Source organism: Chitinophaga lutea (genome assembly GCF_003813775.1).
GTDB classification, from domain to species: domain Bacteria; phylum Bacteroidota; class Bacteroidia; order Chitinophagales; family Chitinophagaceae; genus Chitinophaga; species Chitinophaga lutea.
In genome coordinates, this window is the sequence record NZ_RPDH01000003.1 from 625,734 (window position 1) to 651,505 (window position 25,772).

General features: G+C 53.8%; 23 protein-coding genes. 10 read left to right on the forward strand and 13 right to left on the reverse strand.

From position 1 onward, the window contains the following. Positions 1-28: 28 nt before the first annotated feature. Complete coding sequence (locus EGT74_RS25640; RefSeq protein WP_158618301.1) at positions 29-1,378, reverse strand: S41 family peptidase; 1,350 nt, start codon at positions 1,376-1,378, stop codon at positions 29-31. Positions 1,379-1,574: 196 nt separating this feature from the next. Here EGT74_RS25640 and EGT74_RS25645 point away from each other — a divergent pair, with 196 nt between their 5' ends. Then, positions 1,575-2,741 (forward strand): alpha/beta hydrolase family protein, encoded by a 1,167-nt coding sequence (locus tag EGT74_RS25645; protein ID WP_123849469.1) that lies wholly within the window; start codon positions 1,575-1,577, stop codon positions 2,739-2,741. Between the two features lie 85 nt (positions 2,742-2,826). Here the strand turns inward: EGT74_RS25645 and EGT74_RS25650 are convergent, their stop codons facing one another. Both EGT74_RS25650 and queG read right to left on the reverse strand, forming a co-directional pair. Then, a complete protein-coding gene (locus tag EGT74_RS25650; RefSeq protein WP_123849470.1) occupies positions 2,827-4,347 on the reverse strand; it encodes an ArnT family glycosyltransferase in 1,521 nt (506 codons plus the stop codon). A gap of 113 nt (positions 4,348-4,460) precedes the next feature. Further along, the gene (gene queG, locus EGT74_RS25655) at positions 4,461-5,354 is read right to left on the reverse strand and encodes a tRNA epoxyqueuosine(34) reductase QueG (RefSeq protein WP_246008303.1); all 894 of its coding nucleotides are present in this window, start codon (positions 5,352-5,354) and stop codon (positions 4,461-4,463) included. 103 nt (positions 5,355-5,457) lie between these two features. Here queG and EGT74_RS25660 point away from each other — a divergent pair, with 103 nt between their 5' ends. After that, entirely contained in the window at positions 5,458-7,488 is a 2,031-nt protein-coding gene (locus EGT74_RS25660; protein ID WP_123849472.1) for a DUF3857 domain-containing protein, read from the forward strand. A gap of 2 nt (positions 7,489-7,490) precedes the next feature. Next, entirely contained in the window at positions 7,491-9,395 is a 1,905-nt protein-coding gene (locus tag EGT74_RS25665; protein ID WP_123849473.1) for a DUF3857 domain-containing transglutaminase family protein, read from the forward strand. 49 nt (positions 9,396-9,444) lie between these two features. Here EGT74_RS25665 and EGT74_RS25670 read toward each other — a convergent pair whose 3' ends face one another. Beyond that, positions 9,445-10,716, reverse strand: a complete 1,272-nt coding sequence (locus tag EGT74_RS25670) for an OmpA family protein (protein ID WP_123849474.1) — start codon at positions 10,714-10,716, stop codon at positions 9,445-9,447. A gap of 134 nt (positions 10,717-10,850) precedes the next feature. Here EGT74_RS25670 and EGT74_RS26990 point away from each other — a divergent pair, with 134 nt between their 5' ends. The 4 genes from EGT74_RS26990 to EGT74_RS25685 all read left to right on the forward strand — a co-directional run bounded on the left by EGT74_RS26990 (position 10,851) and on the right by EGT74_RS25685 (position 15,105). Continuing rightward, positions 10,851-10,991 carry a hypothetical protein gene (locus EGT74_RS26990; protein ID WP_158618302.1) on the forward strand — a complete coding sequence of 47 codons (141 nt, stop codon included), beginning with the start codon at positions 10,851-10,853 and terminating at the stop codon, positions 10,989-10,991. Continuing rightward, positions 10,988-13,588: an ATP-dependent chaperone ClpB gene (gene clpB, locus EGT74_RS25675; protein WP_123849475.1), complete on the forward strand. Its 2,601-nt coding sequence runs from the start codon at positions 10,988-10,990 to the stop codon at positions 13,586-13,588. Before EGT74_RS26990 ends, clpB begins: the two co-directional genes overlap by 4 nt. Positions 13,589-13,931: 343 nt before the next feature. Beyond that, positions 13,932-14,417 carry a nucleoside deaminase gene (locus tag EGT74_RS25680; RefSeq protein WP_123849476.1) on the forward strand — a complete coding sequence of 162 codons (486 nt, stop codon included), beginning with the start codon at positions 13,932-13,934 and terminating at the stop codon, positions 14,415-14,417. A 145-nt stretch (positions 14,418-14,562) separates the two neighbouring features. After that, positions 14,563-15,105 (forward strand): SMI1/KNR4 family protein, encoded by a 543-nt coding sequence (locus EGT74_RS25685; RefSeq protein WP_123849477.1) that lies wholly within the window; start codon positions 14,563-14,565, stop codon positions 15,103-15,105. Between the two features lie 40 nt (positions 15,106-15,145). Here the strand turns inward: EGT74_RS25685 and EGT74_RS25690 are convergent, their stop codons facing one another. Genes EGT74_RS25690 through EGT74_RS25705 form a run of 4 tightly spaced genes read right to left on the reverse strand, consistent with a single transcriptional unit; the run spans position 15,146 to position 17,747 of the window. Beyond that, on the reverse strand, positions 15,146-15,493 hold the full coding sequence (locus EGT74_RS25690) for an anti-sigma factor family protein (RefSeq protein ID WP_123849478.1): 348 nt from the start codon (positions 15,491-15,493) through the stop codon (positions 15,146-15,148). A gap of 23 nt (positions 15,494-15,516) precedes the next feature. Next, complete coding sequence (locus EGT74_RS25695) at positions 15,517-16,083, reverse strand: RNA polymerase sigma factor (protein WP_123849479.1); 567 nt, start codon at positions 16,081-16,083, stop codon at positions 15,517-15,519. A gap of 55 nt (positions 16,084-16,138) precedes the next feature. Then, positions 16,139-17,158, reverse strand: coding sequence for a tetratricopeptide repeat protein (locus EGT74_RS25700; protein ID WP_158618303.1), 1,020 nt, complete (start codon positions 17,156-17,158; stop codon positions 16,139-16,141). Positions 17,159-17,183: 25 nt separating this feature from the next. Then, positions 17,184-17,747 (reverse strand): sigma-70 RNA polymerase sigma factor region 4 domain-containing protein, encoded by a 564-nt coding sequence (locus tag EGT74_RS25705; protein ID WP_123849481.1) that lies wholly within the window; start codon positions 17,745-17,747, stop codon positions 17,184-17,186. A gap of 74 nt (positions 17,748-17,821) precedes the next feature. Between EGT74_RS25705 and EGT74_RS25710 the strand changes: the two genes are divergently transcribed. After that, positions 17,822-18,583, forward strand: coding sequence for a C40 family peptidase (locus EGT74_RS25710; protein ID WP_123849482.1), 762 nt, complete (start codon positions 17,822-17,824; stop codon positions 18,581-18,583). Between the two features lie 525 nt (positions 18,584-19,108). Here EGT74_RS25710 and EGT74_RS25715 read toward each other — a convergent pair. The 4 genes from EGT74_RS25715 to purE form a co-directional block, all read right to left on the reverse strand. Then, entirely contained in the window at positions 19,109-19,654 is a 546-nt protein-coding gene (locus EGT74_RS25715; protein ID WP_123849483.1) for an inorganic diphosphatase, read from the reverse strand. A 183-nt stretch (positions 19,655-19,837) separates the two neighbouring features. After that, positions 19,838-20,299, reverse strand: coding sequence for a DUF4878 domain-containing protein (locus EGT74_RS25720; RefSeq protein ID WP_123849484.1), 462 nt, complete (start codon positions 20,297-20,299; stop codon positions 19,838-19,840). 90 nt (positions 20,300-20,389) lie between these two features. Then, positions 20,390-21,352: a PhoH family protein gene (locus EGT74_RS25725; protein WP_123849485.1), complete on the reverse strand. Its 963-nt coding sequence runs from the start codon at positions 21,350-21,352 to the stop codon at positions 20,390-20,392. Between the two features lie 78 nt (positions 21,353-21,430). Next, a complete protein-coding gene (gene purE / locus EGT74_RS25730) occupies positions 21,431-21,886 on the reverse strand; it encodes a 5-(carboxyamino)imidazole ribonucleotide mutase (protein ID WP_123849486.1) in 456 nt (151 codons plus the stop codon). A gap of 212 nt (positions 21,887-22,098) precedes the next feature. Between purE and EGT74_RS25735 the strand changes: the two genes are divergently transcribed. Continuing rightward, on the forward strand, positions 22,099-24,708 hold the full coding sequence (locus EGT74_RS25735; RefSeq protein ID WP_123849487.1) for a PAS domain-containing protein: 2,610 nt from the start codon (positions 22,099-22,101) through the stop codon (positions 24,706-24,708). A gap of 7 nt (positions 24,709-24,715) precedes the next feature. After that, entirely contained in the window at positions 24,716-25,108 is a 393-nt protein-coding gene (locus EGT74_RS25740; protein WP_123849488.1) for a response regulator, read from the forward strand. Here the strand turns inward: EGT74_RS25740 and rpe are convergent. Then, positions 25,086-25,766 carry a ribulose-phosphate 3-epimerase gene (rpe, locus tag EGT74_RS25745; RefSeq protein ID WP_123849489.1) on the reverse strand — a complete coding sequence of 227 codons (681 nt, stop codon included), beginning with the start codon at positions 25,764-25,766 and terminating at the stop codon, positions 25,086-25,088. The genes EGT74_RS25740 and rpe overlap by 23 nt on opposite strands. Positions 25,767-25,772 lie beyond the last annotated feature (6 nt).

A 25,772-nucleotide genomic window follows, 5' to 3' on the forward strand; every position in this document is an offset into this window, starting at 1 on the left:
CCCCGCACGCCATTTATGCCGAAGCCCGCTAGCGAATAGTCCCCAGAATGTACTCCACCGTCTTGTCTCTGCCTGAAATATCATCCTGCAGCGTATTCCCCGCCATAACATCCGGTTGAACCGGCCCGTTTTTCTTCCGATGGCAATCCGCTCCTGTACTGAGTGAAGTGGTAGACTGTATCCTGATTTTGCTGTTCGGCAGTGTTATTACAAACGCTTCTCCAAAGTCTTTTACATTTTCTCCCGTAGGCTGGCCCACGATAGTGCCGAGCCCGTAGGTCTTAACAACGTCCGCAACGGCCATCGCACTGGAAAAGGTGAACGGGCCCGTGATGAAGTAAATTTTTCCTTTGAATCGAATGTTGTTCCCGAAGGGATTTTCTTTTGGGAGGCAGCTGTTTTCGCTGGCCCATACAGCGCCGTTGGTTTTTTGCAGGTAGGCTGAGGTGGTGTCGCCACCCGCTTTCAACTGGTCTTTATATGGCTGGCTGATTTTCCAGTGTTTGGTGCCCCAGGTATATTTTTTATCGCTGATATAGCTGAACAGCAAATCGCCCAGGTCGGTGTTCCCTCCGCTGTTTTGCCGGAGGTCGATGGCGAGGTGCTGGATACCGGCTTCGTTGAACTGCCGGAAACTGGTGTCGAGGAAAGCCCTGAATTGATCTATGTCGCCACTCAGGCTCCGGATATCGATGTACCCCAGTTTTTGTTGCAGGATCTGGTGGGTATACGGCTGAACGATATGCGGCATGGACGCCGATAAGGCTTTTTTAAATGTGACGCCTGCGATGGGGGCGCTTTTTCCCGCCATGCCGTTTCTGTTTTTGTAGCCCAGCACGAAGGGGGGGCGGATGTTCCTGAGAAACAGGAAATAGCTGAAGAGCCTGCCCGCCGCTTCTTCACGGAAAGACGGCAATCCCGCTATGCCGGCTTCCGCCTGCCGGAAAAGTGTATTGATATTTTCGCCGTTGATATCCGTGATCGCCGCACCGGCGGGAATACCGAGGTCCTTTGCGAGACTGGCCGGTACATACAATTGGTGACTGTTGGCCAGCAACCGGTAAGGAAAAAACTGTTCCTTCCCGAATTCTTCCCTGAACACCGGTTGCCCCGGTACGGGCGTGCTATGGGCGTCGCCCAGCAGCGCCGTAACCTGGTAAAACAGGGATACGAAGTCACGGATACCGATGGAATCGCCCATGGAATGTTTGATGGCTGCAATCCGGTTATCATACGCTTTCTCCGTGATGTGCAGGAAAGGCTGGTAGTGAGATGCCTTCACCGTACGGACGTAAAAATCAATGTCTTCCTCCGCCTGCTGCCGTGTAAGGGCCGTTTGTGCCCAACCGTTCCCTGGATGCAGGATGAAGGCACACACGATTATCAGGGCAGCTTTTACCGGGAGGAGCTTGAAGCATGCAGGTATTCCGTTTCGAACCATTATTTGAGCCGGTATGATTCTTTTATGAACGACCGACCGGCAAGTATAATTATTTTTCCGGAGACGGCGGCCGGCGCACAGCATATGATCTCCCGAACTTTCATTGTATCTTGGGTGAATGATACGCCCCGCTATGAAAACGATATCCATCCTCTCCGTCTGTATCTTATCTGCCTGGTTCTCCGCCGGCGCACAGATCGACACCACCCTGTTGTGCCGCGGCAACTATTACACAGAAGCCGAAGGAAAGGCCGCACTTGAAAAAGCGGCCGCTACCTGGCACAACCGGCAAACCTGGGAGCAGCGGGCCGCCCGCATCCGGCGCGGCATCCTGGAAGGGGCGGGGATGAACCGTTTCCCCGGTGATGCGCCCCTGAAGCCCATTATCCGCAGCAAAAAAACGTTCGACGGCTACACCGTTGAGAACGTCGCTATAGAAAGCATGCCGGGTTTCTTCGTCACGGGCAATCTTTACAAACCCACGGCCAGGCGGAAGTCGTATCCTGCCGTACTGTCGCCGCATGGCCACGCCAAAGAACCTCCCCGCTTCACCGAAGGGGTACAGAAGCGTTGTGCGACCCTCGCACGGATGGGGGCGATCGTGTTCGTGTATGATATGATCGGGGTGGGGGAATCCGACCAATGCTCGCACAAACACCCGCAAGGCGTGGCGCTTCAGCTCCACAACAGCAAACGGGCGCTGGACTTCCTCAGCTCATTACCCGAAGTGGATAAAAAACGGATCGCAATGACGGGGGAGTCCGGCGGCGGTACGCAGACGTTCCTGCTGGCTGCGACAGACGACCGTATTGCGGTGTCGGTGCCGGTGGTGATGGTGTCTGCACACTTTTTCGGAGGATGCATTTGCGAAAGCGGGATGCCGGTGCACAAAAGCAAAGATCATCAAACCAGCAATGTGGAGATCGCCGCGCTTTTCGCACCCAAACCAATGCTGCTGATCTCCGATGGAAAAGACTGGACAAAGAATACCCCTGGCGTCGAATACCCCTACATACGGAGCGTTTACCGTTTGTACGGCCGCGAAAGGAACATCGAAAATCTCCATCTCCCCGATGAGGGACACGACTACGGATTCTCAAAACGAAAAGGCGCTTATGCGTTCCTGGCCAAACACCTCGGGCTTTCATTGAAACCGGTAACGGACACCGCCGGCGTGGTAAACGAGGATTCTGTCACGATTCAGACGCGGGATGAGCTGGCTGTATTCGATGCCCGGCATCCGCGGCCGGCTTATGCGGTGAAGGGAGACGATGCGGTGATCGGGTTGTTGAGGCGGTAGCGGTATTTCGTTTGCGTACTCAGCCGTCTATTGTAATGTACTGGGGCTCATCATCTTTAAAGACCTTCATCGTGGATTGTCGTATTCAACGCTTCTTCACCTCGGCCACTTCTTCCCTGATCTTCGCATTCACATCCACCTTCGCGCCGCTGAACGCTACAATCGTGGTGCCGCGCTCCCGGGCGAAGCGGTTCGTGAGCGAATCCGCCACTACAACGGTATCGAAATACGGGCTGATGTCCCGTAACTCCTGTTCCACTTCATCGTAAGAGATTACCCGCACGAGATTGCGGTAGGGACGGCTCAGCTCGAACCATTCTACATAATCCGCGTTGAAGGAAACGGCGCGCACTTTCCCGTTCGTATAATAATTGATCGCGCCGGCCTGACCGTAGTTATCGCAAAGCACAAGCGTATTGCCGGGGTCGGGGTAGGCGGCATGCACCTTCGCCACTTTCTGCGCCAGCTCTTTCCAGCCCTGCATATCCGCGAAGTCCTGCGGGAGGGAGTGGTCCTTCCCGTCTTCCCAGCGCAGCAGGCCAAGGGCTTTGTAGCGGTCGCCGTTTTGTTCGATATAAGCGGGACTTTTATTCGGGAATACCACGCTGTACATGGGCAGGAAAAGCAGCACCGGTATGGCGACGGCTACCGGCTGCAGGTATCGTTTCCAGCCTTCCTGCAACAGTACGCCGAGGTATGCCGCGCCGAACGCGATGTAAACCGGATAGAGGCCGATCGCGTAATAATCCTTCGCCTTGAAATAGATAAAAGTGGCCAATGTGAACACCAATGCCCAAAAGAAAAGCCGGTATTTCCGGAAGGGAGCGTAAGCCCATAAAGCATAGAGCCCGGCCAGGATGATGAACAGCGCCCCCAAAAAAAACAGCAACTGCGTTTTCAGAAAGTCTACCCGGTCCACATTCACCAGCTGCGTTTTGGCCAGTTCCTTCATGTGCCACACCACGGGGAAGTTGTTCGAATATTGCCAGACGAGGTTGGGCGCGATCAGCACGAGCCCTGTAAGAATGGCGAAATAAAAATGCCTGTTCGTGAAAATCCGCCGGTGCTCCGTCAGCAGAATGGCCGGCAGTAGCCCGATGAGCTGGAATACGACGTTGTATTTGTTCAGGAACCCGATGGCGAACACCACGGCGCCGATGTATAACCACCTGGGATGTTCGTTCTGGATGTAGCGTATCAGCGCGTAATAAAATGCCGTCCAGCATAACACGTCCAGCGAGTTGGGCTGGTACAGGATGTTTAACCTCAACAGCACGGAAAACAGCACCCCGGTAGCGCCTAATATTAAAGCGAAGAGGTTTCCTTTCAGTGATTCGATGGCTTTCCAGACTACCACCATGGTCAGCGCGCCGAAAAGTGCGGGGAAGAACTTTACCCAGAAAATACCATTGCCCAGCAGGCCTACGATCCGGGAGAGCCAGGCGGTGAGCGGCGGAACGGAAATGTATCCCCAGGCCGGGTGGCGCGCCTGGTCGAGGTAAAGGAATTCATCACGGTGGAGCTCGTATTCCGGGCCGATCAGCGAGTAATGCAAAATGAATTTAAGAAGAACGAACCCGGCTAAAATGAGATGCTTTTTGTTCATGGCGTGAAATGTTAGTGAGACGGTTGATCACATTTCCAGTCCTCGTCGGGCGCCGCGCCCGGTGAATTTATTTCATTTTCGGGAATCCCTGGCCTGTCCGGTAAAACGCCGGGCTACCCCTGCAGAAACTTCAGGTTCCGCCGTATTCCCGCGTATTTGCTCCGCTTCAGGGGTGAATGCCGGAAGATGCGTTTGAATTCCTCTTCCGTCAGTTCTTCCCATTGGGCGGTGGTGAAATCGAGCACTTCGGGTATGGGTGTAAACGTGGTATTGGGAGAAGAAAAGCGGTTCCAGGGGCAAACATCCTGGCAGATATCGCAGCCGAACATCCAGTTGTCGAATTTTCCTTCCATCTGCCCGGGGATAAGGGCGTCTTTCAGTTCGATGGTGTAATAGGAAATACACCGGCTGCCGTCTACCACTGTTGGCGATACCAATGCGCCGGTGGGGCAGGCGTCGAGGCAGCGGGTGCAGCTGCCGCAATAGTCGCCGGTAGGGGCATCGTAGAGCAGGGGCACGTCTACGATCAGGGTGGCGATAAAGAAGAAGGAACCGGCCTGTTTATGGATGAGGTTCCCGTTTTTGCCGATCCACCCGAGGCCGCTCCGCTGCGCCCAGCTGCGTTCCAGTACGGGGGCGGAGTCCACGAAACCACGGCCCTGGATATCGCCCAGGAAACCGCGCAGTTCGGCCAGGAATTCGTTCAGCTTGCCGCGTATGACCTCGTGATAATCAGCGCCATATGCGTATTTGGCAATCTTCGGCGCGTCCGGCTGCTGGGTGGCGGAAGGATAGTAGTTCAGCAGCAGCGTGATCACGCTTTGGGCGCCCTCTACCAGCTTGCGGGGGTCTATCCGCTTGTCGAAGTAGTTGGCCATATACCCCATATTGCCGTGCATGCCTTTGTTGAGCCATTGCTCCAGCCGGAAGGCGTCTTCGGTTAACTCCTCCGCTTTGGCGATGCCGCAATGGTCAAAGCCCAGGGCACGGGCCTTTTCTTTGACCAACCGCGTATTTTTCTCTAAAAGCTGCATTTGTGTGCAAGTTACACCTATGTGTCATAAAAATGTATACTTTTAGGCCTAGTTTCGAATCCCTCAATACCTTTCAATGCAGATTAAAACTTACACCCTGCTGTTTGGAGCCTTCTGTTTGTCCCTTTGCGCCGTTGCCCAGGACAAAAGTTCAGCCCGTTTCGGGAAAATCACACCCGAAGATTTTAAAACCGATGCATACAAGATCGACACCGGCACCAGCGCCGTCATCGTAGCCGATATCGGCTCTTCTTCCTTTGAATCCGGCACCGACTGGTTCATCCAGGTGTACAAACGGTACAAAAGGATTCACATCCTGAATAAAAACGGCTACGACGAAGCTAATGTCTCCATTTACCTCCACCAGGAAGGCTCACGCGAAGAGCGAGTCAGCAACCTGAAAGCGGTGACCTACAACCTGGAAGACGGCAAAGTGGTGGAAACCAAACTCGAGAGCAAGGGTGTGTTTACCGACAAATACGACGAAAACACCGTGCTGAAAAAATTCACCCTGCCGGCCGTGAAAGAAGGGTCGATCATTGAATTTTCCTACACCATCAATTCCGAATTCTTTTCCCGCCTGCGGCCCTGGGCTTTCCAGGACGCCGAGCATCCCGTACTGTGGAGTGAATATGAGATCACCCTGCCGGAATATTACGAATATATCTTCCTCAGCCAGGGTTATCATCCGTTCCATATCAAAGACAGCGAAAACAGCCGCAAGAACTTTTCTTTCCGGATGGCTGCAGACGGGCCGTATGGCTCCAGCACCGGGCGTTCCGAAACGGTGTCCGTCAATCCCGGTGTTACCCGCCACCGCTGGGTCATGAAGGATGTGGCGCCGCTGAAAGAAGAAGGTTTTGTGACTACTCTGTCCAATCACGTTTGTTATATCGAATTCCAGCTGGCGGCGGAACGGTTCCCGAACCAGCCGGTGCGCAACCACATGAATACCTGGCCGAAGTTTATGGAAACGATGATGAAGGCCGAATATTACGGCGCGGCGCTCGATAAAAACAACAACTTCATGAGCGATGAAGTAAAGACATTGACGGCCGGCGCTGCTACCGAAAAGGAGAAAGCGGAAAAGGTCTTCGCCTACGTGCGCGATAACTTCACCTGCACGGATTATTCCATCCGCTATGCGGACCAGTCCCTGAAAACCACCTTCACCAAAAAAAGCGGCTCGGTGACGGAGATCAACCTCGTGCTGGTGGCGATGCTGCGGCAAGCCGGTTTGCAGGCGGCGCCGGTGCTGCTGAGCACCCGTAATCACGGTAAAGTATACGCGCTGTATCCTATCGCATCGCGGTTTAATTATACCATCGCCAGCGTACAGGCAGACGGTGCGGAATATACGCTCGACGCCACCCGCCCTTATCTCGGGTTCGGTAAACTGCACGCTTCGTGTTACAACGGCCATGCGAGACTGGTAACAGTCGATGCGGGCGCCCTGGCATTTGAAGCGGATTCACTGAGAGAATACAAAGTGACCGGGATCTTTATTGCTCCCGATGAGAAAGGTGTGCTGACGGGCCACTTCCAGCAGCAACCCACCTATTTTGAATCGTACGACCTGCGCGCGAAAATCAAGGAGAAAGGCGAAGAAACCTATTTTAAAGACATCGCCAAAGGGTACTCTACCGACATCAACCTGAAAAACGGTAAAATCGACAAACTGAAAGATTATGCCGAGCCCGTGCTCGTGGAATATGATTTTACGCTAAACACAGACTCAGATAACGGAATGATTTACCTGCACCCGATGTTCTCCGAGTCGCTGCGCAGCAACCCTTTCAAATCGGCCGTACGCGCCTATCCCGTTGAGATGCCGGCCGTGCCTGATGCGAATTTCACCCTCAGCATCCAGCTGCCGGACAACTATACGGTGGAAGAAATTCCCAAGTCCACCATCGTTAAATACAACGACGGCGAAGGGCTGTTCCAGTTCCTCGTACAGCAAACCGGGAATATGATCCAGCTGCGTTCCCGCGTGAAACTCACCCGCGCCAATTACCTGCCGGAGGAATACGACAGCCTGCGCGAATTCTACGACGTGATCGTGAAAAAACATGCGGAACAGATTGTTTTAAAGAAAAAAAGCTGAAGATGATCAAAAGAAGCCTTTGCCTGTTGCTGCTCAGCGCCACCGCCTATGCCGGCGACCCGAAATACCCGGTAAGCGCCATTCCGGCGGACCTGCTGAAAAATGCCCATGTGGTTACCCGGCTGGAGGAAATCACCGTTAAGATGCACAGCCTGAAAGACCTCCGCGTCATCGAAAAAAGAGTGCTTACCATTCTCGACGAAAACGGGGAAGAACATGCCGGTTTTCATGAGTTTTATGATAAAGACAAAGACATCCGCGACATCAGCGGCGTCTTGTACGATGCGCAGGGCAACGTGGTGCGCAAACTGAAGAAAAGCGAAGTGACCGACCTGAGCGCGGTGGGAGAGAGCCTGATGGACGACAGCCGCGTCAAAACGCACGACTTTCACCACCGGATCTATCCTTACACCGTGGAGTATGAAGTGGAAACCTCGCGCAGCTTCACCGCCTTTTTACCCGGCTGGCTGCCCCAGCCCGACGAAGGTTTCGCGGTGGAACAAAGCCGCCTGTCGGTAACCGTGCCGGAGGATTACAAACTCCGCTACCGCCAGTTCAACTACAAAGGAGAGCCTGTACAGGCCGTTAATAAGGGCGACAAGACCTTTACCTGGGAAGTACGCAACCTGGCGGCCCTGGAGCCGGAAAGCATGACGTTGCCCATCCAGCAGCGCACCACCGCGGTGTTTACCGCCCCCAGCGACTTTTCGTACGGCAGCTACACCGGTAACATGAACACCTGGAACGATTTCGGGAAGTTCATCCTCACCCTCAACGCCGGCCGCGACCAGTTGCCGGATAAAGTGAAAGCGGAAGTGCACGCCCTCACCGACGGGCTTAAAACCCCGGAAGAGAAAATCAGGACGCTTTATCAGTACCTGCAGAAGAATACCCGTTACATCAGCATCCAGCTGGGCGTGGGCGGCTGGCAGACCTTCGATGCGGCCTATGTGGCCAACAAAGGCTACGGCGATTGCAAGGCCCTGAGCAACTATATGTTCTCGCTGCTGAAGGAAGCGGGCATCCGTTCGCATTATACCATCGTACGCTCCGGCGACGATGCGCCCGATATCATCGAAGATTTCAGCATGAACCAGTTCAACCACATCATCCTCTGCGTGCCGCTGGGGAAAGACACGACCTGGCTCGAATGCACCAGCCAGACGCTGCCGGCGGGCTACCTGAGCGATTTTACCTGCAACCGGGCGGTGCTGCTGATCGACGAAACGGGCGGCAAACTGGCCCGCACGCCACGGTACGCCATGCAGCAGAACCAGCAGCTGCGCAACATCAAAGCGAGCATCAACCCTGCCGGCGACATGAGCGGGCAGGTGCAGACGGTGTATACGGGGCTGCAGCAGGACTGGTGCCACAAACTCGTCAACAACCTGAAACCCGAAAAACAGCTGGAATCCCTGAAAAGGATGTTCAATCTGCCGAGCTACGATATCGCCAAATACAACTACACCGCCAAATCCGCCGCCGGCGTGGTGCCGGAAATGGGGGAGGTGCTCGATATCACGGCCAGCAGCTACGCGTCCGTGAGCGGCAAACGCATTTTCGTAACGCCCAACGTGCTCAACCGCAGCGGCACCAAGCTCGATCCCGAAAAGAAACGGCTGTCGCCCATCCAGCTCAGTTATCCCTGGAAAGATGTGGACACCGTGCAGCTCACCATTCCGGAAGGTTATAAACTGGAGTCCATCTTTCAGGAGGTGAAGCTGGAAGAAAAGTACGGCAGGTATTCGGCCAAAGCCACGGTGAACGGGAACCAGATCACATATGTACGGGTGATGGAAAAGAACGACGGGGTATTCCCGGCCACGGAATACGAAAAGCTGGCAAAGTTTTACAACGATATTTACAAGGCGGACCGCAACCGCATCGTGTTCGTCAAAGCGGAATAAAAAAAGGGTGTATCGGTTTTGATACACCCTTTTTTTATTGACTGATTACTTATTTCTCGCGTACGCTCACGGATATTCTCCTGTCTTTTTTCCTTTCTTCGTCAGGGGCATCGGCCGGCGCTTTTGCAAATTCAGATCCATATCCTTCCGCACCCAATAGCTGCACCGGTTTCACGTGTGCCGCCGTCAATGCGCTGACTACGGATTCCGCGCGTTGCTGCGACAGTTTCTGGTTGGCCTTGGGGTCGCCCACGGCATCGGTATATCCGCCGATTTTGATTTTTGTTTTCGGGAAAGCGTTGAGGATGGCCACGAGGTTTTTCACCTGTGCCTGGCTTTCTTCGGTCAGTTCCGCGCTGCCGGTTTTGAAGTTGAGGTTATCGAAGTCGAACCACTGGTCTTTCCCGCCCTGGGTGCTGGGGTCTTTCAGGAAGGTCACGAGCTGGTCTTCGATACCGCCTTTATACGCGTCGAGCACCGTACCGTCCGGCAGCGTCACCTTGATGGATTCGCGTGTAACCGTGGGTGTGGTGGCCGGCTCGGTCACATGGGAGATGGCCGTGTCTTCCATATGCGACACCGTTACGGAATCCGTCACCGCATGCCCGCCGGGCTGGTTGCCGCAGCCGCGCAGCAGGAACCAGAGCAGCAGGATGAGCGCGATGACGGCGATGAGTATCCACAGCCAGCGGTTACCGCCTGTTTTTTCGGCGGCGTGGCTTACGGAGTTGGCGGTATGTTTCACCCCGCCGCCGATGCCGGAAATAAGCCCGCTCAGCTTGTTGCCGATGTCGCCCAGGCTGCCGGCGCCCAGCAGGCCGGCGAGGCCCAGCCCGGAAGGAACGGCGGCCAGGATTTTATCTTTCTGGCTGTTCAGGAAACCCAGCAGCCCCGGACCACTGTCGACCTGCTGGCCGATCACCCCCAGCGAAGCCGGAGCGGCGGTTTGCAGCAGCGTTTCGGCGCTTTGGGGCTTGATGCCTGCATAAGAAGCGATCGCATTGGTAATATCCCCGGCTTTGTTGCCGAACAGCGACCGCAGGATGTCTGCGCCTTTGGCCAGCAACCCGGCGGGCAAAGCCCCTGCGAGGTTGCCCAGGTTGGAGAAGTTGCCGGAAGCCGCATCCTTGATCAGCCCCAGTAAATTGCCCGCTTCCCCGGGCGTAGAGGCCTTGTTCAACAGCCCGGTCAATACGGTGGGAATAATACCGCCCAGCGCTTTCTGCACGTTGCCTTCACTTTCTCCCAGCTGGGTAGCTGCTGTCCGTGAAAAATCGTTGTTAAAGAGGTTTTTCAGCGTGTCAAGCAGGTCGAATGCCATAGTGGTAGGTTTTGGAGGTGATTGAATTGATGATGCATTTATAGAATGACTTACAACAGACCTATATAACAGGGAATAATCAGCTTAAGTTCATTACCGGGAGGGACAAAAAGACAAAATAGCAGATTATTTATATGTTAACTGAAAATAATGCAGGCCCGGCGGCCCTTTTCTGCCATATTAACGGCTGTAAAGGGGCTGGTTCGACATTTGCACAACCTGAACAAATCAAAAATCCAATCGTTAACCTAAAAGAGACAAAAGAAGATATATGAACCTGAACAATTTCACCATAAAATCACAGGAAACGCTGCAACAGGCGCAGCAGCTGGCGTTCAATCACCGCAACCAGGCGATTGAAACGGGCCATATTCTGAAAGCGCTGCTGCAGGACGACGATAACAGCATTGAATACCTGCTGAAGAAAAACGGTGTCAACACCGGTTTTATCGACGGGAAACTCAACGAACAGCTGCAGCAGTACGCTACCATCGGTTCCGGCGAAGGCGGCCAGGTATTGAGCCGCGAGGCCAATAACGCCCTGCTCCGCGCCGGTTCCAGCATCAAGGAATTTAAAGACGAATTCGTGAGCGTGGAGCATATCCTGCTCGGCCTGCTGGGCGGCAGCGACGATTCCGCCAAACTGCTGAAAGCCGCCGGATTAACCGAAAAAGGCCTTAAAGCGGCCATCACCGAACTTCGTAAAGGCGGCACCGTTAATTCACAAACGGCCGACGCACAATATAACAGCCTCGAAAAATACTCCAAGAACCTCAACGAACTGGCGCGTGCCGGTAAACTGGACCCGGTGATCGGGCGCGACGAGGAAATCCGCAGAACGCTGCACATCCTTTCCCGCCGCTCCAAAAACAACCCGATACTGGTGGGTGAGCCCGGCGTAGGTAAAACCGCCATCGCGGAAGGCCTGGCGCACCGTATCATCAACGGCGACGTGCCGGACAACCTGCATAACAAGATCATCTACGCCCTCGATATGGGCGCACTGATGGCCGGCGCCAAATACCGCGGCGAGTTCGAAGAAAGGCTCAAGGCCGTGGTGAAGGAAGTGAGCGAAAGCAACGGGGATATCATCCTGTTTATCGACGAGATTCACACCCTCATCGGCGCCGGCGCCATGGAAGGGGCGATGGATGCCGCCAACATCCTGAAACCCGCACTGGCCAGAGGGGAACTGCGTGCCATCGGCGCCACCACCCTCAACGAATACCAGAAATACTTTGAAAAAGATAAAGCCCTGGAGCGCCGCTTCCAGAAAGTGCTGATCGACGAGCCCAGCGTGGAAGACGCCATCAGCATCCTGCGCGGCCTCAAGGAAAGATATGAGAACCACCACCATGTACTGATCCGCGACGAAGCGATCATCGCGGCCGTGGAATTATCGCACCGCTATATCACCGACCGTTTTCTGCCGGACAAGGCCATCGACCTGATCGACGAAAGCGCGGCCAAACTGCGCCTCGAAATGAACTCCATGCCCGAAGAGCTGGATGAGCTCGAGCGCCGCATCCGCCAGCTGGAAATCGAAAGGGAAGCCATCAAGCGTGAAAACGACGAAGAGAAGCTCCGCGAACTGGGCGCCGAAATCGCCCGCCTGAGCGAAGAGCGTAACACCTTCAAATCGAAATGGCAGCAGGAAAAAGAGCTGGTCGATAAAGTGCAGAACGCCAAAGCCGCCATCGAAGACCTGAAACTGGAGGCCGAACAGGCCGAACGTAACGGCGACTTCGGAAAAGTAGCCGAAATACGCTACGGCAAAATCAAGGAACAGGAAAAAAACGTGGCCGAACTCACGGCCGAACTGAGCAGCCACTCCGCCAGTCATAAGAGATTGTTAAAAGAAGAAGTAGATGCGGAAGATATTGCCGAAAACGTGGCAAAAGCTACCGGTATCCCCGTAACGAGGATGCTGCAAAGCGAAAGGGAAAAGCTCCTGCACCTCGAAGACGAGCTGCATAAGCGCGTAGTGGGGCAGGACGAAGCAATCGTGGCCGTGGCGGACGCCATCCGCAGAAGTCGCGCCGGCCTGCACGATCCCCGGCGGCCGATCGGTTCCTTCATCTTCCTCGGTACCACCGGTGTGGGTAAAACGGAACTGGCCAAAGCGCTGGCGGATTACCTCTTCGACGATGAAAGCATGATGACGCGGATAGACATGAGCGAATACCAGGAAAAACACGCGGTGAGCCGTCTTGTAGGCGCGCCTCCGGGTTATGTGGGATACGATGAGGGTGGCCAGCTCACCGAAGCCGTGCGCCGCAAGCCTTACAGCGTGGTGCTGCTCGACGAGATCGAAAAAGCGCACCCGGATGTGTTCAACATCCTGCTGCAGGTGCTCGACGATGGACGCCTTACCGATAATAAAGGCCGTGTGGTGAATTTCAAGAACACCATCATTATCATGACCAGCAACATGGGTAGTCACATTATCCAGGAAAACTTCGAGAAAATCAATGAAGGCAACCGCGATGAAATAGTGGATGCCACCAAGGAAGAAGTGATGGGCCTGCTGAAACAGACCATCCGTCCCGAGTTCCTGAACCGGGTGGACGAAGTGATTATGTTCCAGCCGTTGATGCGCTCCGAAGTACGCGGAATAATTAACATACAATTACAACAACTGAGGGAGCTGGTAGCTAAAAATGGCATGATATTGGAATTCTCTGATTATGCGCTGGATTACCTGGCAGAACAGGGTTACGATCCGCAGTTTGGTGCAAGACCGCTGAAGCGCCTGATTCAGAAACAGATCGTGAACCTGCTCAGTAAAAAGATACTCGGCGGCGAAATCGACAAAACCAAACCCGTACTCGTGGATGTGTTCGACGGGGTGGTAGTGATCAGGAATACTTAACCTTTCTATTCTAAATACGACGATATACAGTTACAGGTAAACACCCGGATGAGTCTTCATCCGGGTTTTTTTATGCTTCCAAGATGATCATAACCAACCGGTTGTCAAACCAAACGAATTAAAACTTTGTTTAATGTAATTATCCTCTTATCTTGGGTTGTTGTGATGTTAGGAAATGGGGGTTAAAAGGCCTGCAGGAGGGGCGTGGGGCGGCCTGCCCTGCGCCTTTGCCTGTACGGTGATGCTTCCTCTCTGCGCTCCGCGTTTGCGGGGCGCAGGGCCAGGGGCATTGTGCGTATAAAACAATACTTTTGTATGGACCGTTATACAAAAAAGCATTGTTATGTACCAGATCGGAGAAAGAGAAAAGAAGTTTATGGCGATGGCCGTCGAATTGTCGAAGAAAGGCATGCAGGGCGGCGACGGCGGCCCCTTCGGCGCGATTGTGGTGCAGGGCGACGAGATCGTGGGGGAGGGCTGGAACCAGGTTCTGGCGCACAACGACCCCACGGCCCACGCGGAAGTGGTGGCTATCCGTAACGCCTGCACGAAACTGCGGACTTTCCAGCTGACGGACTGCGAAATATTCACTTCCTGCGAGCCCTGCCCGATGTGCCTCGGCGCCATCTACTGGGCCCGCCCCCAAAGGGTGTTCTTCGCCAATACCAAAGAAGAAGCCGCCGCCATCGCATTCGACGACTCGTTCATTTACCGCGAAATAGAAGTGCCTCACCACGATAAAAAAATCCCTTTCATCCCCATGCCTACCGAATCGGCAAGGGAAGTGTTTAAATTATGGGAAGGGAAGGGGGATAAACATTTGTATTGAAGCGGATATTGAACATGGTTGCTGACTCCGTCATTGCAGCCCCGGGGTAATCACGAAGAGATTGAAACCCCTTTTTTTGCATGTGGTGGTGAATGGAAGGAAGTTGGGGGAAAACTAAGCTAACCGAATATTAAAGACGCTTTCCATGAATTGTCTTACCGACTTTCAGAATATTCTAAAAAATAATGGAATCGCTGCTAACCCGCCTGTTGATAAATATCAGATTACTGCATTTGAATCCCAAAACAATGTAAAGATTCCACATGACTTTGGGCTTTATCTGACTACAATGAATGGATTTCGCGAGGGAGAGATGTGGGGACTGTCAAATCTTTGGCCACTGCACAGGATAATTCCACTGACCAGGCTTGCAAGCCTGAAGGAAGCCCTGTCAACCAACATCAAAGATGCGCTTGAAAAAAGCTGCTTATATGACTCAAGTGCGTCGGCAGAAAATAAAATTGTAAACCCTTCGAATAACTGGTCACTTCCCAACGCCGATTCTTTTTTCATATTTGGCGACTATAACGTCAATAGCTGTTATTGGGCTATTAAGCTGTCAAATAGTAGAGGGGGCAACAATATCATATGTATTTACGATTGGGGAAATACTTATCATACTGTTGCAGGATCCTTTTCAGACTTCATAGGTAAAATCGTCACCGAAGGGGGAGAATCGTTGATTTAGCCAGTTCGTAATCTGCGAATTCATGTTCCCCATTGAAATGCTACCGCGAAAAATGATACGCCCAGTACAACCCTATCGCCAGCAGGATAATCACCAGCGCCACGATGCCGATGAACAAATAAAAATCCTGCTTCCGGCGTTTGTGGTTTTTGCGGCGCAGTTTCTTCAGCACGTTCCATTTGGCTTCCCGCAGCCAGCCGGGTATCTTGTCTTTCTCCTGAATGGCCGATAAACCTTCTACCGCTTCGCTGCACAGGTCGCAGTCCTGCAGGTGCAGCTCCACGTTGTGGCGCTCGGCGGGACTGAGCTTGCCTTCTACGTAAGCCAGCAGCTGGTCCTGCGAGGGGCAGGCGGTTTCGGTGAAGATGTCGGCGAAATGATCGTTCATAATTATGCTTTCGCTAATGCAAGTTAGCGTTTATTTTTACTGTACTTTTCCAATAATAATTTCAGGTTGCGTTTTCCGTTCTGGATGTAACTTTTAACCTGTAACAGGCTGTACCCCGTTTCGTCCGCGATTTCCTGGTAGCTTTTTTTGTCGAGGTAAAACAATTGCACGCAGCGGCGCTGTTCTTCGTTCAGCATGCCCATGGCCGCCTGCATGTTTTCGAGCAGCAGGTCTTTCTGCACATGACCGGAATGGTCTTCGATTTCGGCGGTGCCGGGCATGTGGTTCTCTTTCAGTTCCACTTCTTTATGATGCCGCAGCTGCATCAGGGAATGGTTCCTTGCCACCTGGTAAATCCAGGCTTTGAAATACACCACATCGTGTTTATGGATGTCTGACAATACTTTGAGGAATATCTGCTGCACGCTGTCGCGGGCGTCTTCTTCATTCTTCAGGTACTTCATGCACAGGCCCAGTAGCAGTATAGCGTATCGGTCGAAAAGAATGCCTATCCATTTGCTGTTGCCATCGGTTTTATACCGTTGCAACAGGTCCTGGTCCGTTAGTTGTTGTTCGCTGGGATAGTTCACAGTGTAAAGATAGCGTTCAACTGTTAAGATGCAGCTTCACGCCGATTCCATAAAATTAATTCATGTTATTGAGCGCGGCCTGTGCCTGGGGTTTGAGGTTGCCGTCCATTTTGACGATCTCCCGGAAAAGGCGGCGGGCTTTCCCGTTCTGGCCTTTGCTGCGGTAGAGCAGTGCCAGCTGGTATTTGGCGCGTTCGGAGTACTTATCGTTATCCGACAGTTTTTTGAACTGGCTGATGGCCTCGTTCACATCGCCTTCCTGCTGCCTTTGTACGGCGGAGCGGTACAGGGCTTCATCCCCGGAAACGGGGGCGGGTTTGGGCGCTTCTTCCTTTTTCTCCTCTTTGGGAGGGGCTTTTTCTTCTTCTTTTTCCTGCTGGATGGGGGTGGTGTTCACCGCCAGTTTTTCCTCTTTGGCTTTAGGCGTGTCTTTGGCCACGGGCGGCTGCGGCGCCTTCAGCGCAACGCGTGTATTCGAGTCCGTTATCGCCTTGCGGATGCTGTCTCTGGCCGGTTTCTTTTTCAGCAGGGCGGAGTCTTTTGCGCTTAACGCAACATGCCGCCGGGTGGTATCGCGGGTGCTGTATTGCGTCTGGATAACGGGTGTTTTTTCGGGCGGTGTTTCCGTTACAACGGTGGCAGCCGTTTGCGGAGCAGGCGGCACGGTCAGCGCATTGGCGGCGCGCACTGGGATGGTGGCCAGCGCGGGCCTGTTTTTCAGGTGCTCCTGTAACAGGAATATACTGCCGCCGCCGATCACGAGGAACATGATCACCCAGAAGTACGACAGCAGGCTTTCCCGGCTCATCACCTGGCGGGCGGGTTTTACCTGCTGCTTCTGCTGTTTTACCGGCGACTCGTATTCGCGTTGGATGAACAGGCTGAGCTGGTGGCTGAGCCTTTCAAACGGTTCGTGATGTTTCGGATTTTCCAATGCCAGCACCGCATCGTGGCACAGATCGCATTCCACGAGGTGTTGCTCGATGAGGTGTTTTTCCACATCAGTCATCTGGCCGCGCTGGTAACGCAGCAGCTGGTCCCTGTTCACACAGCGCACAGGGGTAAAGATCTTCAAGATCCGTTCTTGCCTCGGAGTATCATTATTCATAAGCCTCGTCCATCAAATGAGTAGCTATTTTCTTCCGCACATGCTTCAGACTATTCCTGATCTTATCGGTCGTTGTATGTTGCGCCCTCGCCAGTTCCTGCAGGGGGCGGTGCTCCAGGTAAAAACGGGTAACCAGTTGCCGCTCGTCGGCCGCGAGGGCTTCGAATGCTTTTTCAAGCCGCGCTGCAATGGCATTTTTTTCTATCGGGTTGTTACCGGCCAGCTCTACCCGGGTTTCCAGCCGCTGGATGGCGGCGGGCGTCGTTGGCTGATAAGGGTAGGCCGTTTTGCCGCCTTTGTGGAAGTAATACTGCACCATTTCATAAATGGTTTCGCTGACTTTGCCGTAGGCGGATTGCAGGCGTGTAAAAAGTTGGCGGGTTAACGCGGGAAACGCTTCTTCTGCCGTTTTTTCGGACGACAACCGGGGCAGGCTCACCGCCACCAGCAAGTGGCTGTACCGGCTGAGCAATACGCCCGCCGCCTCCCGGTCCTGCAGCTTGCGGATGCGCAGGAGGAGCTCTTTGTCGTTCAGGTTATTTAGCAAAAGGTGCATAAGCTTATTACATTATATTTACGCATTTTCGTGGCAAAAGTTCATCCACAAGTCATATTATTTAAACAATTAACATGCCATTCGCAATTGTAACCGTGCCCGTGATGCCCATGCGGGCGGAACCGGCCCACCGCAGCGAGATTATTTCCCAGGCGCTGTTCGGAGAATGTGTTGAAACCGAAACAGTTAATGCGGAGGGCTGGATCAGGGTGCGCCTCCAGGCGGACGGGTACGAGGGCTGGGTCACCAATTCCCACCTGGAAACCATCACCCCTGCAATTTTTAACGCGCCGCCCACGCATATAGTTACAGGGTGGACAGGGGAGCTGACCATCAACCGGCAGCCGATGCACATCCCTTACGGCTGCCTGCTGAAACTGGGCGATCCGCAATGGGGCAACTGGCAGGTAACGCCCGTGGCCGGTATTGCACCCTGGCAGCCGCCTGTTTCGCCCCAAGCGGCCTGGCAGGATATAGCGCAGCAGTTTCTGAATACAGCCTATTTATGGGGCGGAAAAAGCGTTTTCGGGATCGATTGCTCCGGATTTACACAATCCGTGTATAAAATCCTCGGCATTTCCCTGCTGCGGGACGCCTACCAGCAGGCCACCCAGGGAACGGACGTAAGCCTCCTGCAGGAAGCGCAACCCGGCGACCTGGCTTTTTTCGACAACGAAGCCGGCCGTATTACCCACGTGGGCCTGTTGCTCAACGGCCACCGGATCATCCATTCCGCCGGCAAGGTCCGCATCGATCCGATTGACCATCAGGGTATTGTCAACGCCGATACCGGCCTGCGGACCCATCAGCTGCGGCTCATCAAACGCTTCTTCTGAGCCGCCTCCAGCACGGAATTATTGTGAAACAGGCAGAAAATGGCCGGAAAACAGGCGCTGATCAGGCCACCACAAAGGGTTTCATTAGAGGATCGATACCCATACGCCACCCATACGCCATCTATACGCCACCTATACGTTACCTCTTATAGGGGTAACGTATCCCTATCGGAAGGGTATCGAAGAGGTGAGGTTCGCCGGGGTTTCATCAATAGGGTGGCTTATCCGGCTATAGATTTACACCGCTATTCGGGAAGTTTGACATGGGTTGCCCATGTCCTGAACAGGGTTTACAGCCTTTTTGGTGCAAACACGACCCGGATTTATGCAGTTCGCCCAAGCCGGTCAGGGTGAAACAACTCATTGAATTTGCTGGTCCATCCGGGATGCAAACAGGCTTGTTTGCATTACGTCTGTGCCGTATGCCAACAGTTTTGTCTGAATCGCCTGATACTTTCCGGCAAAGGGGGAAACGACGAAGCCCCGGCAAAGTGCCGGGGCTTCGGAATATGGTCTGTTCAGCGATTATTGTTTACCGCCGAAAGTGGTGTCGTACAATTTGAAAGCGTCGATGATGATCTGTTCCGCCTTTGCCTTGTTCTGGAACTCTTCCACCTTTACGGTTTTGTTTTCCAGTTTTTTGTATTCTTCGAAGAAGTGGCGCATCTCGTCGATGAAGTGCGGGGGCAGTTCGGAGATGTCGTTGATGTGGTTCACGCTCATGTCGTGTGCGGCCACGGCAATGATCTTGTCGTCCGCTTCGCCGCCGTCGATCATCTGCATAACGCCGATCACTTTGGCGTCCATGATGCAGAGGGGCACGCAGTCTATCTGGGAGAGGATGAGAATGTCCAGCGGGTCATTGTCATCGCAATACGTTTTCGGAATAAAACCGTAGTTGGCCGGGTAGTATACGGAAGAATACAATACACGGTCGAGTTTCAGCAATCCGCTTTCCTTATCCAGCTCGTATTTGGCACGGGAGCCTTTCGGTATTTCAATAATACCGGTCACTACATGCGGGGCGTTATCACCGGGGCTCACGTTGTGCCAGGGATTCGTTGTCGTCATTCAATCTTCATTTAAAAAAGTATACAATCTCGTACAGCAGGGCCTTGCAGGAGCTTGTCGGTTTGATCAGGAATGCCCTGCCCGGTTTGCTGACGGCGGCAAAATTAAGGAACAAACCCCGGAATTGCTATAAAAAATGTGAAATGCAGTATGCTTTACCGTTAAAATGTGCGTGGCATATAGTCATTTAGCAGCTGTAGAATCCGTGGCGGCCGGCGCCATATTGTTCATGTCCATTGCGCCGGGCGCTACATAGGTAGGAAGGATGCTTTCGAGTGTCAGGGATATTTTCCACTGTCCGCTTTCTTTGACCAGTTGCAGGGTTTCCTGCTGGCTGGCGGAAGAATTGAGAATGGTTACCGTGGCTTTGTCGCCCTCTTCTTTATGATCTACTACTTCCAGCTGGGCGTTCTTGATTTTTTCGCGCTCGTTTTCGTTGCGCTTGCCGTCAAAAATGGAGTACAGCAGTATAACCTGTTGGGATTCTTTGGTAGCATATTCCTTGGCACGTTCGAAGTTCGATTCCTGGATGGCGTGCATGAATTCGAGGGCCACCTCCTGCGGTTCAGGCCGTTTTTTACAGCCGCTGAAGATGATCGCCCCCGAAACGCACACCAAAAATACAATTCGCCTGTAATAGCTCATGTGGTTGATAGGTTAAAGTTAATTGTCATTATCAAAATTAGCAGGAATCGCTCAATTGCGCAACTTACAATAACGGCTGTTAATATACTGTTAATTGTGCTCTTCCTTGTTTGCGTCGTAAGCCTTGATGATGGCCTTTACCAGCCTGTGCCGAACCACATCTTCCTCGTCCAGTTCCAGGTACCCGATACCGTCGATATTCCGGAGAATACGGGTGGCTTTGCCCAGCCCGCTTTTCTGGTTTTTGGGCAGGTCGATCTGGGTAAGGTCGCCGGTAATGATGGCCTTGGCGGACGACCCGATACGGGTCAGGAACATCTTCATCTGGAGGTCGGTGGAGTTCTGCGCCTCATCCAGGAGAATAAAGGCATTGTCCAGCGTACGGCCGCGCATGTAAGCCAGCGGGGCGATCTCGATGATGCGGTTGGTCATGAAATAACTGAGCTTGTCGGCCGGGATCATGTCGTCCAGCGCATCGTACAGGGGGCGCAGGTAGGGATCGATCTTTTCCTTCAGATCGCCGGGCAGGAAACCGAGGCTTTCGCCGGCTTCCACCGCGGGGCGGGTTAAAATGATCTTTCTGACAGCCTTGTTTTTGAGGGCTCTTACGGCCAGGGCCACCGCGGTATAGGTTTTACCGGTACCGGCAGGGCCGATGGCGAAAACGATGTCGTTTTTATCCGCCAGGGCCACCATCTTTTTCTGGTTGGCCGTTTTCGCCCTTACCGTTCGTCCGTTGGGGCCGAATACCAGCACCTCGTTCGGGTTACGGTCTTTAAAATGGTCGATGCCTGTTCCTTCTTCGTCACCCAGTATCTGCTCGAAATAATTTTCGCTGAGGTGGCCGTTCCGTTCCAGGTAACTGACAATCTGCCCTATTTTTTCTTTCGCCGTGGCCACCTCTTCAGGGGCGCCGGACAGCTTGATCTGCGTGCCCCGGCTTAAGATTTTCAACAATGGGAACTTCTTTTTCAACAAGTCCAGTTTTCCGTTGTTCACCCCGAAAAATTCAATGGGGTTCACATTCTCAAGGTTAATGATCGATTCTGTCAAGTGCGGTTCGATTTAAGTTTCTGCATTTCGGATCTGAACATGATGAACCGGGCGGGAGCCCGCCCGGGAAAAGATGTCCTAAATCCGGTATCCGTTCTGTTTGAACGCTTCTACGCGTTCGGCAACCTTTGCGTCGCTGAGAGCGAGTATACGTGCGGCCAGTACTGCTGCGTTCCTGGCGCCGGCCTTTCCTACTGCCAGGGTGCCAACAGGCAGGCCGGCGGGCATTTGTACAATTGAATAAAGGGCGTCGATGCCTCCGGGCAGTCCACCGTCGAGGGGAACACCCAGTACGGGAAGGGAGGTGTAAGCCGATACAACACCCGGTAAGGCTGCCGCCATACCAGCTGCCGCAATAATCACACCATACCCCTGGGGCTGTGCGTTGATCACCAGCTCACGCACCTTGTCCGGGTTGCGGTGGGCGGATGCCACGATCAGTTCACTTTCAATACCGAAAAACTGTAAATAATTCTGAGATTCCTGCATTACGGGTTTGTCGCTCTCGGAGCCCATGAGTATTAATACTTTCATCCTGTTACTTGATTTTTAACCTGCTATAATTTAACGTAAAAAATGGTCTGTTTGTTTCCTGGTCCAAAGATATTTAAAGTAGGCACGCTCCCCAAGAATACCCGTGTGAATTTTTTGAAATACTGCGAATCTCCCATTGATAACATGATTTTGTATAATATAATTGTTATTTTTGGCGGCATCCAAGTGCCTATGCCAAATTGAAGCGTTCCATGAACAATGCCCTGCTACACCAGGTAGTGGAGGCCCTGCCGGACCCGGTGGTCGTTTTCGACCCGCAGCTCCGGCTCGTTTCCGTCAACCGCGCCTTCGCAGAAGACCATCAACAACACCTGGGAGTCGAACTGAAGGAGGGGGACAGCCTGCACGTCATCTGTGACGCTCATCCCCGTCTCGCCGAACTATTGCTGCTTAACTGTCAACGCGCCCTTACCGGCGAGCGTTTCAATATCACTTTGGCGTTCGGGAGCCCCCTGGTCCATTACCAGGTGAGTTTCAGCCCGCTCTGCTGCGAAAACGGCCGTACGGAAATGGTGCTGATGATCATCCGGAACGTACAGCAGGAAGTGGAAGCCCGCGAAAACGAACGGTTTTTCCGCAGCGTGCTGGAAAACCTCCCCCTGGGCCTCCACGAACTGACGCCGGAAGGCAGCCACCGGAATATGAACGAAGCCCAGCGCCGCATCCTGGGCAGCGATCACCCGGCCGTCAACGGTCAGCCCTATAATGTCTTTGCGGACCCCATCAATGCCCGCAACGGCCTGAACGACCTGCTGGCGGAAGTGAAGCGCCTCAAAACGCCGGTCAAAAAGGAAATGTACCTGCAGTACCGCGAAGTGGTGTACGGGAACGTGACCCGCATCCAGCCCCTGTATTACGAAACCACCGGCTTCCCCGTGCTCGACGGCAAGGGGGAGGTATCCTGCCTGTTCCTCACCCTCAACGAAATCACCGACCGGAAGCTGGCCCAGCTCAGCCTCGAAAAAAGCGAGCGTATGCTGCAGGCCATCGTGGAGCATCTGCCGGTAGGATATATCCAGTTCGACAGCTTCGGGTTCATCCGCCGGGTGAACCAGACGCAGCGCCGCTTTTTCCACCACGAAGCGCCCGGCCAGGGCATGGGGGGAAGCCTCAATCACGACGCGTTTTCAAAGCTGTTTGAGCTCGACCGCCTCTTCGCCCAGGTGCTGCAGCACGGCAAAATGGTGCGGCTGGAAAAGAAAATCGACTTCCTGCCGCCCCACCCGGGCAGCCACGAAGGGGAAGTGTTCCTCGACCTCACCATGTTCCCCGTGGAAGACCCGGTAGACAAAGACCAGATCGTGGTGGCGCTGGTGAACGACATCACGGAAAAGAAACGCCAGGAGCTGGAAAACAACAAAACGCACGAGTTCCTGACGCAGACCGGTGAGATCGGCAAGATCGGGGGCTGGGAAGTGGACATGCTCACCCGCAACATGCGGTGGAGCGCGCAGACGTACAAAATCCACGAACTGCCGCCCTACGCCGCCATGACCATGGAAAAGGCGCTGTCGTTCTTCACGGAAGTATCGCGCATCAAGATCGAACAGGCCTTCAAAGCCTGTATGGAGCGCGGCAAGGCCTTCGACCTGCAGGTGACCGTGCACACCGCCCGCAACAACCTGCTGCAGGCCCGCATCATCGGTAAACCGGAATACCGCAACGGCCGCATCATCCGCATTTACGGGGTGATACAGGACATCACCGAACAATACAAGATCAAACACCAGCTCACGCGCAACACCGAGCTGATGCGGCTCTTTTTCGACACGATCGATATGGGGTACGCCGTGATGGATAAAGACGGCAAGGTGAACTTCATCAACCGCAAGGCCCAGGAAATCGTGGACCACGGCAAGGTGATCGGCCGGAACATTTTTGAAGTGTTCCCCATGCTGGTGGGCTCCACCTTCCATGCGCGCGTGCAGCAGTGCATGGAGCTGCAGGCGCCCGTATCGTTTTCCAACTACCTGCCCGCGCCGGACAAATGGTACGAATTCCTGCTGGCGCCGATGCAGGACGGGAACATCTCGATCTTCACCCGCAACATCACCGACAGTAAAAAGATGCAGCGGGAGCTGCGCAAGGCCAACGACCAGCTTTCGTCGCTGAACAAGTACCTCGTGAACCAGAACAAACAGCTCGAGGATTTCGCGCACATCACGTCCCACAACCTGCGCGCGCCTATCGCGAACCTGAAGGCGCTCATGCAGATCATGCATGAAACGGACGGGGAGGAGGAAAAAGAGCTGTACCGCAACATGTTCGGGGAAGTGATCCGCAACATCGACGAAACGCTGAACGACCTGATAGAGATCGTGCAGATACGGAAAGACCTCAACGTGGAACGGGAACGTCTGGCTTTTTCGGACCGGCTGCAGAAGGTGAAAGACATCCTGTTCGTAGACATCGAAACCAGCGGCATCCGCATCACCACGGATTTCACGGAGGCGCCGGACCTGGAGTATCCCCGCATCTACCTCGACAGCATCCTGCAGAACCTGCTGACCAACGCGATCAAGTACCGTTCGCCGGAACGCAAGGCCACCGTGCATTTCAGGAGCAAGGTGTGCGACGGAGGGGTGGTGCTGACGGCGGAAGACAACGGTATCGGCATCGACATGGAACGGTACGGGAACAAATTATTCGGGTTCAGAAAAACATTTCATAAAAACAGGGATGCGAAAGGAATAGGACTTTTTATCACCAAAAGCCAGATTGAAGCGATGGGCGGTAACATCACCGCCGAAAGCAGTCTGGGGCAAGGAACCAAATTTATCATTACCTTCAGACCCGAATAGAAACTCTATGAAGCCGTTACGCTCGATCTTTATAGTCGACGACGACCCCATTCACCAGCAGATCACCGAGATCATGCTGCAGCGACTGAACATATCCGAATCCGTGAGCCGGTTTTCCGACGCACAGGATGCGCTGGACTATATCAGCTCCAACCTGCACGACCCCATGGCACTTCCCGACCTCATCCTGCTCGATCTGAACATGCCGGTGATGGATGGCTGGGAATTCCTGGAAGCGTTTGCTGCGGTGCGCGACAAACTGCCCGGTAAAATCAGGGTGTACGTATTGACTTCCTCTATCGATGAAAAAGACCGGGAGCGGGTCAACGCTTTCTCTTTTGTGGACGGTTATCTCACCAAACCGCTGAGCAAGGACGTTATTTTACAGCTGGCGAAGTAATCACGTTTTTCAGTGCGCTGATGGCGGCGATGGGGTCTTTGGCGCCGAATACGGAACTGCCGGCCACCAGTACGTCGGCGCCCGCTTCCACGATGGCGGCCGCATTGCCGAGGGTTACGCCGCCGTCTATTTCGATGAGGGCCTTCGAGCCCGATTCATCGATCATTTTCCTCACCTGCCTTATTTTCGTGTATGTATGTTCGATATAGTGCTGGCCGCCGAAGCCGGGGTTCACGCTCATGAGCAGCACCACGTCCACGTCGCCGATGATATCTTCGAGAAGGTGAATGGGCGTATGCGGGTTCACGGCCACGCCCGCCTTCATGCCCAGCCCCTTTATCTGCTGGATGTTGCGGTGCAGGTGGCGGCAGGCCTCTATATGCACGGACAGGATCTGAGCGCCCGCTTTAGCGAAATCCGCCGCATACTTTTCAGGTTCTTCGATCATCAGGTGCACATCACAGACCTTTTTGCAGACTTTGGACAGCTGCGCGATCACCGGCAGGCCGAAACTGATGTTGGGCACAAAGCGGCCGTCCATCACGTCGAGGTGCAGCCAGGCGGCCTCGCTGTGATTGATCATGTCTACTTCCTTTCCCAGTTCGAGAAAATTGGCGGCAAGCAGGGAGGGTGCGATAACAGGTGTTTTCTTTTCCAAGGGCTG